This is a genomic window from Microbacterium sp. MMO-35 (assembly GCF_037147555.1).
Classification (GTDB): Bacteria; Actinomycetota; Actinomycetes; order Actinomycetales; family Microbacteriaceae; genus Microbacterium.
Genome location: NZ_JBBCVH010000004.1, coordinates 328,789 through 343,206, shown reverse-complemented (window position 1 = coordinate 343,206; position 14,418 = coordinate 328,789). Strand labels below are relative to the sequence as shown.

Here is a 14,418-nt window from a genome sequence, read left to right as displayed (position 1 = left end):
GCGCGGATCCCGATCGCGAGCGGGATCAGATGTCGGGTCCGCCACCGGCGACGATGTCCCTCAGCGCCTGCACGTGCGCCTCGAACGCCCGCGCACCGGACGCTGTGGCGCGCACCCAGGTGCGCGGCCGGGTGCCGACCTGCCCCTTCCTGCTGACGACGTAGCCGGCGTCCGACAGCGCGGCGATCGCCTTGCTCACCGCGGAGTCGTTCGCCTGCAGCACGTGCGCGAGCGTCGCGAAGTCCATCTCCACGCCATCGCGCAGGGCAGCCATCATCGAGAAGCGGATCGCGCCGGCGAAGGTGTCATCGAGGCGCATTCGCGGATGCGGCTCAGTCATCGCGACCGGCCGGCCAGAGCGCCGCGACGACGAAGAGCGCCAGGATCGCGCCCGCGGCGATGCCACCGATCGTGCCGCCGTGCAACGGGGTCGCGAATGCCGGAATCGGCGCGACGCAGGTGATCACGGCGGAGATCGCGAACGCCGTCCATTGAGGGGGACGCCATGCCGCACCGATCGCGGGCACTGCGTCGAGCGCGGGCTGCGCGGCGAGCCGCTCGTGCATGCCGTCCGTGTCGTCGATGCGGCGCTCCTCAGTCATCGCCGCGTCCCGGGAGCCGACTGACGATCGCCGCCAGGACCAGGACCACGGCCCCGAGGGCGAAGCCGAGCGCCGGCGCGAGCGCTGGACGCGTGCTGGTGAGGAGCACCATCGCCGCCGCGGCGGATGCGCCGAACCCGAACATGGTCCACTGCGGCGCCCGCCAGGTGTCGCCCAGATCCGCGCACCACCGTGTCAGCACCGCGATCAGGGAGAGGATCACGACGGCGCACACCCCCAAGGAGCTGACGCCGGGGCCCCATCCCGGGACCGCCGCCACCCCGCTGAGGGCGACGCTGATCGCGAGGCAGGCACCCACCGCCAGCGTGCCGACCCGTGCCGTGCGGGTGAACGGCGCCCGCGCGGGCGCAGTGCGGGAAGGGTCGTACCGCCCGTCATGGCGCAGAGACAGACCGGCCGAGAGTCCTCCGGCGAGGAAGAGCAGTGAGGGCAGGGGAAGCCAGAACCACGAGAAGGCGCCGAGGAACCCATCGATGAGAACGAGCGCGAGCCCGAGCAGGGCACCGGTGATGGCGAGGCCGTAGTAGGCGACCGCACGCGCACCCCGAAGCACGCGGCGGGCGCCGTATCCTTCCCGGACTTCGCGCGCGAGAAACGACCAGATGAGGAGGACGGCGAGGAGGCTCATCGGTGCGATGGGCAGGTCGGGATTCTGCCGATGCAGCCCCCAGGCGATGAAATAGACGCCGACGTACAGGGCGGATGCGATGCCTTCCACGATGTACAGACGCCCGAGCCGCCGCAGATCGAGCACGCCGTCGGCACGCTGCCGGACGTCGGGCAACACGTCCAGATAGGCCTGCGCGGTGACCGCATCCGGCTGTTCCAGGGGCTCCGCACCCCGCATGGCCCGCTCCTCCATCGATCCCCCCGAATCGCCGATCTCGCTTTCCTGAGGGAAAGCTTCTTCTGCTTTCCTACAGGAAAGTTGCGTCGGGATCAATGGCCGCGACGGGCCGGGTCCGACGACGGCACGGGATCCTGCCGAGCGGACGGGCTGTCGACGCGATCAGGCCGTGCGCTCGACGGGATCCCGTCCACTCGACGCCGGTGCGCGAGCCCGTCCGACCGCGGGGACAAGGGCGGGACAAAGGTCGAAGCCCGCCCCACACCGTGGGACGGGCCTCGCAAGAATGTTTTGCGCGATTGTACGCTGGCTGCCTTAGCGGCGGAGCCCCAGACGCTCGATCAGCGAGCGGTAGCGCTCGATGTCGACATCCTGGAGGTAGCCGAGCAGACGACGACGCTGACCGACGAGCAGGAACAGACCACGACGCGAGTGGTGGTCGTGCTTGTGCTCCTTGAGGTGCTCGGTGAGGTCCTTGATGCGCTGCGTCAGCATCGCAACCTGCACCTCGGGGGATCCGGTGTCACCGGGGTGCGTCGCGTACTCTTCGATGATCGCCTTCTTGACGTCTGCATCCAGTGCCATAGGTGATCCCCTTCCTCTTTGCTGCGCGGTGCCCGACGCCGAATGCGTGGGCTCTCTTTATCCGCGGCCGATCGAACGGCAACCGCGCAAGTCTATCAGCATGGAGAGGTCCCGTGCGCCGAGCCGGATCCCCGGCCCCCGCAGCGCCGCTACGCTCGACGGGTGAGCCATCTGATCGACCTGAGCCCGTTCCGGCAGAGCCCGGCGTTCGCCCGGATGTGGATCGGATCCACCCTCAGCGGCATCGGCGGGCAGCTCACGGTCGTGACCGTCATGCTGCACGTGTTCGAGCTCACGCAGAGCACCTTCGCCGTCTCCATGATCGCCGTCGCAGGACTCGTCCCGATGATCCTCGCCGGCCTCTACGGCGGCATGCTCGCCGACGCATTCGACCGCCGACGGGTCGCGCTCATCGCCGCCGTGATCACCTTCGCCGCGACCGCGCTGCTGGCGACCCTCACCTGGACGCACCGCGAGACCATCTGGTGGCTCTACGCGCTGAGCATGATCATCGCCGCGGCCAACTCGGTCGGAATGGCCACGCGCACCGCGATCGTGCCCCGCCTGCTCCCCCGTGAGCTGCTCGCGCCGGCCTCGGCGCTCAACGGCGTGGCCTTCGGCATGACCGTCATGGCGGGCCCCGCGCTCGCCGGCGTGCTCGTGGCGCTCACCGGCTATGGCTGGACCTACACGATCGACGTGATCCTGATGCTGTCCATGTTCCTCGGGCTGTGGACCCTCCCCGCTCTCAAGCCGGAGGGCGAGATCGTGCGCCCCGGCCTCGCCTCGCTCGTCGACGGCTGGCGCTTCCTCCGGCGCGCCGGCAACATCCGGATGCAGTACATCCTCGACATCTGCGCCATGACCTTCGGCCAGCCGCTGGCCCTCTTCCCCGCGCTCGGCACCGTGATCCTGGGCGGAGGAGCGGTCACCACGGGCCTGCTCACCGCAGCCGTCGCGGTCGGGACGTTCCTCTCGAGCCTGTTCTCGGGGCGGATCGTGCACTACCGCTGGCACGGCCGCGGCATCGCCCGGGCGGTGCAGGCCTACGGCGCGGCGATCGCGCTGTTCGGCGCCGTCCTGCTGATCGGCGCGCTCCTCCCGGCGGGACACGCCACTGCCGCCGCGCCCAACGTGCTGCTGATAGCGCTCGGCTGCCTCGCCCTGGCGTTCTCGGGAGCCGCGGACAACGTCAGCTCGATCTACCGCAACACGATGATGCAGGCGGCTGTCCCCGACACGATGCGCGGCCGCCTGCAGGGCGTCTTCATCATCGTCGTCGCCGGGGGCCCGCGCCTCGGCGCCCTCTACGCCGGAGCGCTGGCCTCGCTCACCGCACTGTGGTTCCCGCCGCTGCTCGGCGGGCTGCTCGTGATCGGTCTCGTCGCGCTGTTCGTGCGGCTCAGCCCGCGCTTCCGTGCGTACGACGCCGAGGATCCGCAGCCTTGATCGCCGATGGACCCGCAGCTCCGGCGCCGGCACGCTCCGCCCCCCGGTGACGCCGGCCACCTCTGACGCCGCCCTCGCCGGATTGTCCGACCCCCGGCGCAGACTGGCGGCATGAGCATGACGACTCGCACGACGACGCTGCCCCTCCGCGGGCCCTACGACCTCCGCGAGGTCGCTCTCATGGGATTCGGGCATCGCGACGAATCCGCCTTCGACGGCGTCATGCGGCTCGCGTTCTGCACCGACGGGCTCGATACCCAGGTCGGCGTCGCGGTGCGGCAGCAGGGCGACGCCCTCCACCTGACCGTGCACGGAGAGGGCGACCTCGACGCGATCGCAGCCCAGGTGGCGCGCGTGGTCTCGGCGGACCACGACGGCGATGCGTGGGCCGCCGTGTGCGCGGCGGATCCGGTGCTCGCGCGGGTGCACGCCGCCTCGCCGGGATTCCGCCCGTCCAACTTCTACAGTCCGTACGAGGCGGCGGTGTGGGCCGTGCTGTCGGCGCGCCGGGCACGACGACAGGGGATCGCGCTGCGCCGGCGCCTGTCCGAGCAGCACGGCGCCGTCTTCGAGCTCGCGGGGCGGGACGAGGCCGCACTCCCGCTGCCCGAGCAGCTGCTCGCGCTCACCGCCTTTCCAGGGCTCCCCGCCGACCGGATCCCCCGGCTCCACGCCATCGCCCGCGCCGCCCTGGACGGACAGCTCGACGCGCGGCGCCTCGCCGCGATGCCGCCGGAGGAGGCGATGCTCGACATCCAGCGCCTTCCCGGCATCGGACCGTTCTACAGCGCCCTCATCGTCATCCGCGCCTGCGGGCTCACCGACGTGCTGTCGACCCAGGAGGATCACACACGGGCCGCGGTGCAGGCGCTGTACGGGCTCGATCACACCCCCGGCGACGACGAGCTGCGGCGGATCGCCGAGGCGTGGCGCCCCTTCCGCACCTGGGCCGCCGTGGCTCTGCGCGCGGTGGGGTCGCGACTGATCGACGAGTCCGCGGCCTGACGGCGTCGCGCCCCGGGGCCGGCGCCGGCTTCACACCGCACACAGCACGAAGGGCGGCCACCGCGTGCTGCGGCGCCGCCCTCTGCCCTGCTGCGGTTACGCCGCCAGGGCGCCCTGCAGGTCGAGCGTGATGGTGACGTCCTTGCCGACGAGAACGCCCCCGGTCTCCAGCGCGGCGTTCCACGTGAGGCCGAAGTCCTCGCGGTTGATGACGGTCTTCGCCGATGCGCCGGCCTTGTAGTTGCCGTACGGGTCGGAGCCGAAGCCGCCGAAGTCCAGCTCGAAGGTGACCGGCTTGGTGACGCCGTGGATCGTCAGGTCGCCGTCGACGAACAGCTCGCCGTTCTCGGCGCGCGCACCCGTCGAGACGAAGTCCATCGTCGGGTACTTCTCGGCGTCGAAGAAGTCGCCGGACATCAGGTGGCCGTCGCGCCCGGCGTCGCCGGTGCTCAGCGAGGTCACGTCGACGCTCGCCTCGACCCGCGCCTCGAGCGGGTTCTCGGGGGCGACCAGGGTCGCGCTCTTGACGCCGAACGTGCCGCGCACCTTCGAGATCATCATGTGGCGGACGCTGAAGGTGACCTCGCTGTGGGCGGGGTCGAGGTTCCAGGTGCCGCTGCGGTAGCCGGGGATGTCGATGGTCATGAGTGCTCCTCGTCGGAAGTGTTCGTCGGGCCGCGTTTTGGCGACATGAGGGCACAACCTCCATTCACGTGAATGCATTCCCGACTCGTCGGATTTTTCTGAGATTCCCTCCCGACACGACGAAGGCCCCGTCGATGACGGGGCCTTCGATCGGGATCTGTCAGCCGACGGCGACGAGATCAATGATGAAGATGAGGGTCTTCCCGCCGAGGAAGTGCCCGGATCCGGCGGGTCCGTAGGCGAGGTGCGGCGGGATGATCAGCTCACGACGTCCGCCGACCTTCATCCCGGGGATGCCCTCCTGCCAGCCCTGGATCAGACCGCGGAGGGGGAACTGGATGGTCTCGCCGCGGCCCCACGACGAGTCGAACTCCTCGCCGGTGTCGTGCTCGACTCCGGCGTAGTGCACGGTCACGGTGTCGCCGGGCTTGGCCTCGTCACCGGTTCCCTCGATGAGGTCGCGGATCACGAGCTCCGTGGGGGCGGGACCGGTGGGGGCGTCGAACTCGGGCTTGGTGCGCTCAGTCATGCTTCCATCCAACCGGAGCGTGCCGGGCGGGGTCAACGCGAGGCACTGCGCCGACGGCGAACAACCCCGCGATGGGCCGGAGTCCGCAACGGATCCTTGACATCGCGGCACGGCGGGTGCACTCTGAGTGCAGATCAACTCAGCGCCCGGAGGACTTGCAGGCATCGCCGCAGCACCGGGCGCTGAGTCTTGCTCAGACCGCGAGCAGGGCGTCCCGCGCGGCGTGCGTGCGCAGCAGCAAGGTCTGCTCGTCCTGGGCGGCCAGCGGATCCCGGCCGGTGATGATGCGCTGGCGCACCGAGGCGAGCGTCGTCGCGTCCTTGATGAACCCGCGCATGATCGGGCGCCGATCGCCGCGCAGACCGGATGCCCACTGCATGCCGGCACGCCGTCCCGCGGGGGTCGCGAGCATCGACACCTCCTGCGGGGTGAACCAGCCGGCCGTCGCGTAGTCCCCGAGGCGGGCGTAGGTGAGCCGGGCCTCCTCCTTGCGCAACAGGATGATCGCGACGATGAATCCGACGAACAGCGGAACCTGCAGCACGATGTAGAGCACGAAGAAGTTGCCGATCATCGACGATCCGTTCCACAGCGCGTGCAGCGCGATGGCCCCGAGCAGCCCCATCGCGCCGAAGCCGAGGGCGCGCCCGGCGGACGCGCCGCGCCGCGCCGCCAGCCCGATCGCGAAACCCGTCACCGAGGTGAACATGGCGTGGGCGAACGGCGACATGAGCCCGCGCAGCACGAACGTGACGGTGAGGTCGGGCGCACCGCCCTCGATCAGGCTGATCGCGAAGTACTGGATGTTCTCGGTGAACGCGAACCCTGCTCCGACGAGCGCCCCGTAGACGATGCCGTCGATGGGGCCGTCGAACGACCGCCGCGCCATCAGGAAGACGAGGAAGACGCCGAGCCCCTTGGCGGTCTCCTCGACGATCGGCGCCTGCATCACGGCGGTCAGGTCGTCGCCGCGCTGGCCGAGCAGGAGCGTCAGCAGCAGATCGACGAGGAGCGCGAGGCCCACGGAGGCGATCGCCCCCCACGCGATCGCGAACGCCACGAGAGACCGGGGCTCCGGTTCCCAGCGATCGATGAAGAACACTCCGAAGAACACGATCGTCAGCGGGACGAGCGCGAGCACCATGCCGATCATCGAGGCCGCCGGCCCGAGCGCCCACACGAAGTAGGCGATGAGTCCCAGCAGCACGAAGCCCAGCGCGCCGAACGCCCAGACCGAGGCATGGCGCCCCTTCGCCGAGGGCACCGGCAGCGCCGGAACGGCCTGCACGGGTGCGGGCGGGGCGTACGCGCTGTAGGCGACGACGCCGTGATGCTCCGGCCGCTGCGCGAGCACGGACCCGTACACCGGGGAGACCGGCGTGGACGCGGTCTGCGGATAGAGCTGCGGCTGCACGTACTGCGGCTGCGGCGCGTACGCCGACTGCTGCGGATACGGCGCGGCGGCCGGCGTGGCCTGCTGCGGATCGACATGCGGCGCCGCGGCTGCGGGGTGCGGGGCCGGGCGCTGCGCGGCGGGGTCGCCGTGTCCTCCAAAGCTCATGCCCAAAGCCTAGAGGCTCGCCCCGGCGGGGTCGTGGCCGCGCCCGGTAGCGTGGAACCATGCGGTTCGCTCATCTGCGCCGTCCCGAGTCCGACGTCCCCGCCCTCGCCGTCCTCGACGGCGACGGTGCGACCCTCGTCTCCGACCTCGTGGATCCGGCCCCTGCCACACTCCAGCAACTCATCGAAGGCGGCGACGACCTCCTCGCCCGGGTGCGTGAGGCCCACGCCCGGGGCGGCGCCCCGGTGCACCCCCTCGACGGCTTCGCCTTCAGCACCGCGGTGCTCGCACCCCCGGTGGTGCTCGCCGTCGGGCTGAACTACGCGGCGCACTCCAGCGAGCTCGGCCTCAAGACGGACACCGCGCCGACCGTGTTCACGCTGTGGCCGAACTCCCTCACCGGCCACGGACAGACCACCTCCTGGCCGCGCGCACTGTCCGAGTCGGTCGACTACGAGGCCGAGCTCGGCGTCGTGATCGGCACCGCAGCCAAGGACGTCTCCGCCGAGGACGCCCTCGACCATGTCTGGGGATACACGGTCGTCAACGACATCACCGCGCGCGACATCCAGTTCGCCGAGGCGCAGTGGTCGCGGTGCAAGTCTTTCGACGGCTTCTCCCCCACCGGACCCGTCGTGGTGACCGCCGACGAGATCCCGGATCCGCAGGATCTGCACATCTGGACCGTGGTCGACGGGCACACCGTTCAGGATGCGTCGACCGCCCAGATGGTGCGACCGGTGTCGGCGCTCATCGCGCACCTGTCGCGCTCGCTGACCCTGCGGCCCGGCACCCTGATCTCCACGGGCAGCCCGGGCGGGGCCGGATACTCCCGCGATCCGCAGATCTTCCTGCGCGACCGCTCGACCGTGACGGTCGGCATCGACGGGATCGGCGAGCTCACCACGCACTGCCGGATCCTGGACTGACCCCGCCGCGCCGGGGGCGGCTCAGCAGCCGCAGCTGCCCCCGATGCGCAGCTCCGTCGCGAGCCGCACGGTGCGCGCGGGAGCGCTTCCGTCGCCGGGATCCGTCAGCAGCAGCCGGGCCGCGATCCGACCCATCAGCTCCATCGGCTGACGCACCGTCGTGAGGGCCGGCGACGACAGCCGGCTCGCCAGGATGCCGTCGAAGCCCGTCACGAGCACGTCCCGCGGCACGCCGATCCCCTCGCCGCGGAGCACGTCCATCACGCGGAGCGCCGTCTGGTCGCTGCCGCAGACCAGCGCATCCGGCAGTGTTCCCGCGCCGGCGCGCTCGCGCAGCACCGGATAGGCGGGGATCCTCTCCAGATCGGTGTCGTCGAGAGTCTCCGCTTCGGCGCCGCCGATGCCCTGCACCGCCGCGAGGAACCCCTCGCGGCGCTCGTCCAGGTCGTCCTCGCCGATCGCCCCGACCCAGCCGAAGGTCCGGGCGCCGTGCTGCTCGTGCAGGTGCGCGACGAGCATCCGCATTCCTCCGGCGTTGTCGACCGTGACCCGGTGGCCGATGCCCGCGCGCTTGCTCAGCTGCACGACCGGGACGCGTGCCGCCACGGCCTCGATGGCCGCCGCCGTCGATCGGCCGGGCAGGATGGCGAGGCCGTCCACCCGCCCGGCGGTGTCCGCCAGGTCGGACACCCCGACCCCGCCGCTGGAGAGCAGCACCGCCGTGCCGTGGCGCTTGCACTCGAGCACGAAGCCCCGCTGCACCTCGTCGACGTACAGCGGGAAGGTGCGCGGGTCGCTCTCGCGCTCGTCCGCGGAGGCGTCCCAGGCCACCGGGTCGGCATCCAGGTCGATCTCGTCCCCGTCGATCCGCGCGGCTCCGCGCGTGGAGGGCGTCGCCCCGGGCTCCTCGTCGAGCAGCATGTCGAAGAGGTGCAGCCCGAGCACGCCGGTGCGCCCCCGCGCCAGGCTGCGCGCCGATCCGCTCGGCACGTAGCCGATCTCGCGCGCCGCTTCGAGCACGACCCGGCGGGTGTCCTCGCGCACCTTGTCGGGGCGTCGGAACGCGAACGAGACCGTGGCGATCGACACCCCGGCACGCTGCGCCACGTCATAGACGGTGGGCCGGCTCGACGCCATGAGCACCTCGCTTTCGGAGCGATTCTACTGAGCGCGCGGTCAGCAGATCGTCAGGCCGGCGCCGCGGCGGAAGACCGGATCCTCCGTGCCCCCGGGGACGTCCGCGAACGCGGCCCGCACCGCGTCCATCGACCGCGGGATGTCGACGGGGAGAGCACCGCGCGGCGGAGTACGCGCGGAGAGCGCTGCGAGCACGGCGGCGTCCGAGCTGCCGAACTCCACCGCGATCGCGGCGGCGAACGGGATCAGCGGTGTCAGGATCGCGGGCCGGTCGAGGTTCACGACGACCACGAGCGGGCAGTGCTCCGCGATCCGGCGCAGCCGCACGATCAGCCCCGGCGGGAACTCGAGCGAGCCCTGATGGAACCAGGCCTCCAGGAAGAGGTCGTCGCGCGGCTCGAACGGCGCCCCGATCCGCACCACCGCGAGGTCGGCGTCCTCCGGGGCCGCAACCCGGTCGGCGTATTCGGCGAGCGCCGGGGTCGAGAGGCCCTCGGCGTAGACCCTCTGTCGCCCGGTCCGGAACAGCGGGAGGGCGCCGTCCCGGTTCTGCAGCACCGTGAGGGATTCGGCCTGGGCGCGCTCCCCCTCGGCGCGGAACTCTGCAGCACCCACGATGCGCTCCGCCTCATCCTCGTCCACATAGGGGTCGTCGAAGAGCCCGAGACGGAACTTCACGAGCAGGATGCGCCGCGCGGATAGGTCGATCCGCTCCGTGCTGACCGCTCCCTCGGCCACGAGCGCCAGGAGCAGTTCGACGCACTCCTCGCCGCCGAACTGATCGACTCCCGCGTCCAGCAGCCGCAGCAGCCGCTCCCGCGGGCTCAGCCCCTCCACACCCCACGCCCGTGCGGGCAGCACCTGATCGCCGACGTGGTTGTCGTTGATCAGCTCCCAGTCGCTGAGCACGACGCCGTCGTAGCCCAGCTCCTCCCGCAGCAGGTCGGTGACGATCTGCCGACTGTAGCTGAAGCCCACCTCTTCGATCGGCTCGCCGTTGCGCTCCAGCCCCACCGGCATCCCGTAGTACGGCATGATGCCCGCCGTGCCCCGACGGATCGCCTCGACGAACGGCCGCAGGTGCTCCTCGAAGCGCCCACCGGGATACACCTGCTCCCGCCCGTAGGGGAAGTGCGCATCCTCGCCGTCGAGCTGCGGCCCGCCGCCCGGGAAGTGCTTCGTGACGCAGGCGACGCTCTCCGGACCGAGCACGGCGCCCTGGAACCCCTCGAGGTACGCGCCGGTCATCTCGGCCACGCGCTCGGCGTCGTAGCCGAACGTCTGCGCCTGGCGTCCCCAGCGCGCCTCGGTCGGCAGATCCACCTGCGGGTGCAGCGCCATCCGGATGCCCACCGCGCGGTACTCCCGGCCGGCGATCTCCGCGAAGCGCCGCACCAGCTCGACATCGTCCAGGGCGGCGAGTCCCAGCGGCTCCGGCCACTGCGAGAACGGACCGGCGGCGAACCCGACGCCCGAGTTCTCCACGAACGCGTGCCGGGGATCCGTGCTGATGGTCACCGGGATGCCGTGCGGGGAGCCGGCGGCCAGGGCCTGGAGCCGGTTGTTCCAGCGGGCCCCTTCGCGCGCGCTCCGCATCCCGTGCACGTTGAAATGCGTGAGGTGCTTGCGGAGCACGACCTCCGTCGTCGGAGACTTCGAGATCGCGCCGGGCTCCTCGCGCAGCTCGCCGTCGTCGCCGATCTCGATGACGGTGTGGAACAGGAGCCCCACCTTCTCCTCGATCGACAGGCGGCCGAGCAGGTCCTCGACCCGCTCCTCGGCGCTCAGCCGCGGATCCTCGTACGGATCCATCACTGCGTTGCCGTTGAGGTCGCGGAAGCGCACGCCCTCCTCCGTCGTCCGAAACTCATCCCTCATGGACGTCCCTCTCCCTCGTCGCGTCATTTCAGGCCCGTCGTCGCGACGCCCCGGATGAACCACCGCTGCAGGAAGACGAAGAGCAGCAGGATCGGGGCGATCACGAGCACCGAGCCCGCGAGCAGCAGCCCGTAGTCGGTGGCGTTCTGGCCGGTGGAGTACAACGACAGCGCGACGGGCAGCGTGTACATGTCCTCGGTCTGGGCCGCCACGAGCGGCCACAGGAAGTTGTTCCAGGAGCCCAGGAACGTGAGGATCCCGAGCGTCGCCAGGGGCGGCCCGCACAGCGGCATCACGACACCGCGGAAGATCCTCCACTCCCCCGCGCCGTCCAGGCGCGCCGCCTCGAGCAGCGCGTCCGGGATCCCCGCCATGAACTGGCGCATGAGGAACACTCCCAGGGGCGCCGTGATGAACGGCAGGATCAGTGCGGGATAGCTGTTCACGAGCCCGAGCTTGGAGACCATCACGAAGAGCGGCACGAAGGTCACGACGCCGGGCACCATGAGCGTGATCATCACCGCGGCGAACAGGATGCGCTTGCCCGGGAACTCCATCTTGGCCAGCGCGTAGCCGACCATCGAGCAGAAGACGAGGTTGCCGAGCACGGTCACGAGCGCGACGATCAGGCTGTTCCCGAAGAAGTGCCAGAAGTCGAGGGGGCCGAACCACTGCGCGTAGTTCGCGCCGGTCGGCGCCTGCGGCCACCATGTGGGCGGCCGGCGCAGGATCTCCCCCTGCGTCTTGACGGATCCGAGCACCATCCACAGGAACGGGATGAGCCAGATCGCCAGGCCGACGGTGAGCACGCCGTACGACGTCGCCCTGCCGCTCAGGCGGCGCGCCCGGCGTCTGCGGGTCGGGGGTGCGGTCTGCGCGAGAGCCATGGGTCAGTCCTTCGATCGCAGCAGGCGGAACTGCAGCAGGCTCACGAGCGCGATCACGAGGAACAGCACGTAGCTGGCCGCGGACGCGAGGCCGTACTCGCCGAACCCGAACTGCTGGTAGGTGTAGAACGCCACGGAGAGCGTCGAGTCCAGGGGCCCGCCCTTGGTCATCACGAAGGACTCCTCGAAGAACTGCAGGTAGCCGACGGAGATGAGCACGGCCCCGAGCAGGAGCGTGGGCCGCAGCAGCGGCAGGGTGACCGAGATCAGTCGTCGCCAGGGCGAAGCCCCGTCCATGATCGCCGCCTCCGTGACGTCCTCGGGCACCGCCTGGAGTCCCGCGAGGAAGATCACCATGAGGGTGCCCACGTTGCGCCACACCGCCATGAGGATGAGCGACGGGAGCGCGAAGGCGGAATCGTTCAGCCAGTTGGGCCCGTGGATGCCGATCGCGGCGAGTGCGGTGTTCAGCAGTCCGTCCGGCTGCAGGATGTACCGCCAGACGACGGCGACGGCCACGATGCTCGTGACCACCGGCGCGTAGAAGCCGACCCGGAAGAAGGCGACCAGCCTCCCCTTGCCGCTGTTCAGCGCCAGGGCGAGGGCCAGGGCGACGATCATCGTCACCGGGATGCCCACGACCACGAACACCCCCGTCACCCCCAGCGAGGTGAGGAACCGCGGATCCCGGAAGAGCGTGACGTACTGCTCCAGGCCGACGGCGTCGACGGCGAAGGGCGAGCCGATGTCCCGGGCCGTGAAGTCGGTGAACGACATCGCGAGCGAGCCGACGATCGGCACGATCATGAAGACCGCGAAGACGAGCACGAACGGCAGGGCGAAGCCCCACGCGATGAGGGCTCGGCGGCGACGGGCCGCGGCGAACATGCCGCCGCCGCGCCGCCCGTTCCCGCCGCCGGAGCCCGCGCGGGCTCCGGCGGCGGAGAGGACGGTGGCCGTCATCTCACTTCAGTCCGATCGTGTCGGCGTCCGACTGCAGCTTCTCGAGGGCGTCGGCGACCGAGACGCCGCCGCGGCGGATCGACTCGAGCGCCTGATCGCCCTTGGCCGCCACCTGCACCCAGGAGGTCGACACGGGCGGAGCCTTCGCCGTCTCCAGCTGGGTCCCGAAGGTCGCGAGGCTCGCGTCGGAGGACACGGCCTTCTCCTCCCAGGCGGCCTTCGCCGCGGGCAGATCTCCCGTCGCCGCGTAGAACTCCGCCTGGATCTTCGGCTCGGCGAGCCAGCGCGCGAGCTTCCATGCCGAGGACGCGTTCTTGCTGCCGTCGAACACCACGAGGTTCGCGCCGCCGCTGAACGACACCGACGCCTTGTCCGCGGGGAGCACGGCCGTGGCGTACTTGTCCGCGAAGTCCGCTCCGCCGACCGAGGCGAGCTGACCCCGCAGGAACGGGCCCTCGACGACCATCGGCGTCGTGCCGGCGACGAACTCCGACTCGACGGCGCCGGCCGAGGTGTCGGCGTTCGGATCCGCGAGCTTCTTGTCGAAGAAGCTCTTGTAGTACTCGATGCCCTTGGTCATCTCCGGAGTGTCGAGCGTCCACTTCTTGCCGTCGGAGACCTCGGCGCCCGCCGACCACGGCATCCACAGCGCACCCTGGAACGAGTCGTTGCCCGCGGGCATGCGGATGCCCCACTTCGTCCCGGCCTTGGCCTGCATGTCCCCCGCCATCTGCTGCAGCTCGTCCCAGGAGGTCGGAGCCTTGGTCCAGCCGGCCTTCGCGGCGAGGTCGGTGCGGTAGTACAGCACGCGGGTGTCGACGTACCAGGGGATCCCGGCGGCACGGTCGCCGATCTTGGTCGAGCTCACCGCGCCGTCGAAGAACCCGGACGTGTCGATCCCGTCCGGAACGGTTCCGAAGGCGTCGCCGAAGTCGGCCATCCAGGTCGTGCCCATCATCGCGATGTCGGGGGTGTTGCCGCCGGCGATCGCGGTCTGGATCTTGTTGTGCGCGGCGTCCCACGGGATCGCGGTCACCTTGACCGTGACTCCGGGGTTCGCCTTCTCGAAGGTCTTGACGAAGTCGGGGAGGGCCTCCCCCTCCGCGCCCATCGCCCACATCGTGATCGTCCCGGTGGCCGGCGCATCGTCGAGCTTCACCGCTGTCGCGCTCGGCCCGGACGAGCCGCCCTCCGCACGCCCGCACCCCGTGAGTGCGAGGCCGATCGCTGCGAGAGCCGCGATCCCTGCCAGAGCTGTCCTGCTTTTCACGTCTTCCTCCTTGAAGCGTCCATCGATCTGAATCTAAGCGCATAGATTCTTGCTCTTCCTCGATCTAAGCGCATAGATCTCAGGAAGGCAAGGATCGGAGACGACGAACG

15 protein-coding genes are annotated in these 14,418 nt (G+C 70.6%); 3 read left to right on the top strand and 12 right to left on the bottom strand.

Annotated elements, in window-relative coordinates; all coding sequences use genetic code 11:
* Positions 1–25: 25 nt before the first annotated feature.
* From WFJ01_RS11255 to rpsO, 4 genes are all read right to left on the bottom strand, one after another.
* Complete coding sequence (locus WFJ01_RS11255) at positions 26–319, bottom strand: transcriptional regulator (protein WP_336629044.1); 294 nt, start codon at positions 317–319, stop codon at positions 26–28.
* Positions 320–332: 13 nt separating this feature from the next.
* The gene (locus WFJ01_RS11250; RefSeq protein ID WP_336629043.1) at positions 333–602 is read right to left on the bottom strand and encodes a hypothetical protein; all 270 of its coding nucleotides are present in this window, start codon (positions 600–602) and stop codon (positions 333–335) included.
* Positions 595–1,470 (bottom strand): hypothetical protein, encoded by an 876-nt coding sequence (locus tag WFJ01_RS11245; protein ID WP_336629042.1) that lies wholly within the window; start codon positions 1,468–1,470, stop codon positions 595–597. Before WFJ01_RS11245 ends, WFJ01_RS11250 begins: the two co-directional genes overlap by 8 nt.
* Before the next feature lie 315 nt (positions 1,471–1,785).
* The gene (rpsO, locus tag WFJ01_RS11240; RefSeq protein ID WP_045251768.1) at positions 1,786–2,055 is read right to left on the bottom strand and encodes a 30S ribosomal protein S15; all 270 of its coding nucleotides are present in this window, start codon (positions 2,053–2,055) and stop codon (positions 1,786–1,788) included.
* Between the two features lie 216 nt (positions 2,056–2,271).
* Between rpsO and WFJ01_RS11235 the strand changes: the two genes are divergently transcribed.
* Positions 2,272–3,504, top strand: a complete 1,233-nt coding sequence (locus tag WFJ01_RS11235; RefSeq protein WP_251445373.1) for an MFS transporter — start codon at positions 2,272–2,274, stop codon at positions 3,502–3,504.
* A 111-nt stretch (positions 3,505–3,615) separates the two neighbouring features.
* Complete coding sequence (locus WFJ01_RS11230) at positions 3,616–4,509, top strand: DNA-3-methyladenine glycosylase family protein (RefSeq protein WP_336629041.1); 894 nt, start codon at positions 3,616–3,618, stop codon at positions 4,507–4,509.
* Between the two features lie 96 nt (positions 4,510–4,605).
* Here the strand turns inward: WFJ01_RS11230 and WFJ01_RS11225 are convergent, their stop codons facing one another.
* The 3 genes from WFJ01_RS11225 to WFJ01_RS11215 all read right to left on the bottom strand — a co-directional run bounded on the left by WFJ01_RS11225 (position 4,606) and on the right by WFJ01_RS11215 (position 7,244).
* The gene (locus WFJ01_RS11225) at positions 4,606–5,154 is read right to left on the bottom strand and encodes a YceI family protein (RefSeq protein WP_251444566.1); all 549 of its coding nucleotides are present in this window, start codon (positions 5,152–5,154) and stop codon (positions 4,606–4,608) included.
* Between the two features lie 160 nt (positions 5,155–5,314).
* Positions 5,315–5,683, bottom strand: a complete 369-nt coding sequence (locus tag WFJ01_RS11220; protein WP_251444568.1) for an FKBP-type peptidyl-prolyl cis-trans isomerase — start codon at positions 5,681–5,683, stop codon at positions 5,315–5,317.
* Positions 5,684–5,876: 193 nt separating this feature from the next.
* Positions 5,877–7,244, bottom strand: a complete 1,368-nt coding sequence (locus WFJ01_RS11215) for a PrsW family intramembrane metalloprotease (RefSeq protein ID WP_251444570.1) — start codon at positions 7,242–7,244, stop codon at positions 5,877–5,879.
* A 59-nt stretch (positions 7,245–7,303) separates the two neighbouring features.
* Between WFJ01_RS11215 and WFJ01_RS11210 the strand changes: the two genes are divergently transcribed.
* Positions 7,304–8,173 carry a fumarylacetoacetate hydrolase family protein gene (locus WFJ01_RS11210; protein WP_292880900.1) on the top strand — a complete coding sequence of 290 codons (870 nt, stop codon included), beginning with the start codon at positions 7,304–7,306 and terminating at the stop codon, positions 8,171–8,173.
* A gap of 21 nt (positions 8,174–8,194) precedes the next feature.
* Here WFJ01_RS11210 and WFJ01_RS11205 read toward each other — a convergent pair whose 3' ends face one another.
* Genes WFJ01_RS11205 through WFJ01_RS11185 form a run of 5 tightly spaced genes read right to left on the bottom strand, consistent with a single transcriptional unit; the run spans position 8,195 to position 14,308 of the window.
* Positions 8,195–9,310 carry a LacI family DNA-binding transcriptional regulator gene (locus tag WFJ01_RS11205; RefSeq protein WP_336629040.1) on the bottom strand — a complete coding sequence of 372 codons (1,116 nt, stop codon included), beginning with the start codon at positions 9,308–9,310 and terminating at the stop codon, positions 8,195–8,197.
* Between the two features lie 39 nt (positions 9,311–9,349).
* The gene (locus WFJ01_RS11200) at positions 9,350–11,188 is read right to left on the bottom strand and encodes a glycoside hydrolase family 3 protein (protein WP_336629039.1); all 1,839 of its coding nucleotides are present in this window, start codon (positions 11,186–11,188) and stop codon (positions 9,350–9,352) included.
* 23 nt (positions 11,189–11,211) lie between these two features.
* The gene (locus WFJ01_RS11195; RefSeq protein WP_336629038.1) at positions 11,212–12,075 is read right to left on the bottom strand and encodes a carbohydrate ABC transporter permease; all 864 of its coding nucleotides are present in this window, start codon (positions 12,073–12,075) and stop codon (positions 11,212–11,214) included.
* Between the two features lie 3 nt (positions 12,076–12,078).
* On the bottom strand, positions 12,079–13,038 hold the full coding sequence (locus WFJ01_RS11190) for a carbohydrate ABC transporter permease (RefSeq protein WP_336629037.1): 960 nt from the start codon (positions 13,036–13,038) through the stop codon (positions 12,079–12,081).
* A 1-nt stretch (position 13,039) separates the two neighbouring features.
* Positions 13,040–14,308: an extracellular solute-binding protein gene (locus WFJ01_RS11185; RefSeq protein ID WP_251444583.1), complete on the bottom strand. Its 1,269-nt coding sequence runs from the start codon at positions 14,306–14,308 to the stop codon at positions 13,040–13,042.
* Positions 14,309–14,418: the final 110 nt, after the last annotated feature.

Bases quoted from the DNA above. Each gene is read 5' to 3' on its own strand.
- WFJ01_RS11215 (WP_251444570.1), bottom strand. From the start codon at position 7,244: ATGAGCTTTGGAGGACACGGCGACCCCGCCGCGCAGCGCCCGGCCCCG.
- WFJ01_RS11225 (WP_251444566.1), bottom strand. From the start codon at position 5,154: ATGACCATCGACATCCCCGGCTACCGCAGCGGCACCTGGAACCTCGAC.
- WFJ01_RS11235 (WP_251445373.1), top strand. From the start codon at position 2,272: ATGTGGATCGGATCCACCCTCAGCGGCATCGGCGGGCAGCTCACGGTC.
- WFJ01_RS11250 (WP_336629043.1), bottom strand. From the start codon at position 602: ATGACTGAGGAGCGCCGCATCGACGACACGGACGGCATGCACGAGCGG.
- WFJ01_RS11190 (WP_336629037.1), bottom strand. From the start codon at position 13,038: ATGACGGCCACCGTCCTCTCCGCCGCCGGAGCCCGCGCGGGCTCCGGC.
- rpsO (WP_045251768.1), bottom strand. From the start codon at position 2,055: ATGGCACTGGATGCAGACGTCAAGAAGGCGATCATCGAAGAGTACGCG.
- WFJ01_RS11255 (WP_336629044.1), bottom strand. From the start codon at position 319: ATGCGCCTCGATGACACCTTCGCCGGCGCGATCCGCTTCTCGATGATG.
- WFJ01_RS11245 (WP_336629042.1), bottom strand. From the start codon at position 1,470: ATGCGGGGTGCGGAGCCCCTGGAACAGCCGGATGCGGTCACCGCGCAG.
- WFJ01_RS11195 (WP_336629038.1), bottom strand. From the start codon at position 12,075: ATGGCTCTCGCGCAGACCGCACCCCCGACCCGCAGACGCCGGGCGCGC.
- WFJ01_RS11205 (WP_336629040.1), bottom strand. From the start codon at position 9,310: ATGGCGTCGAGCCGGCCCACCGTCTATGACGTGGCGCAGCGTGCCGGG.
- WFJ01_RS11200 (WP_336629039.1), bottom strand. From the start codon at position 11,188: ATGAGGGATGAGTTTCGGACGACGGAGGAGGGCGTGCGCTTCCGCGAC.
- WFJ01_RS11230 (WP_336629041.1), top strand. From the start codon at position 3,616: ATGAGCATGACGACTCGCACGACGACGCTGCCCCTCCGCGGGCCCTAC.
- WFJ01_RS11210 (WP_292880900.1), top strand. From the start codon at position 7,304: ATGCGGTTCGCTCATCTGCGCCGTCCCGAGTCCGACGTCCCCGCCCTC.
- WFJ01_RS11220 (WP_251444568.1), bottom strand. From the start codon at position 5,683: ATGACTGAGCGCACCAAGCCCGAGTTCGACGCCCCCACCGGTCCCGCC.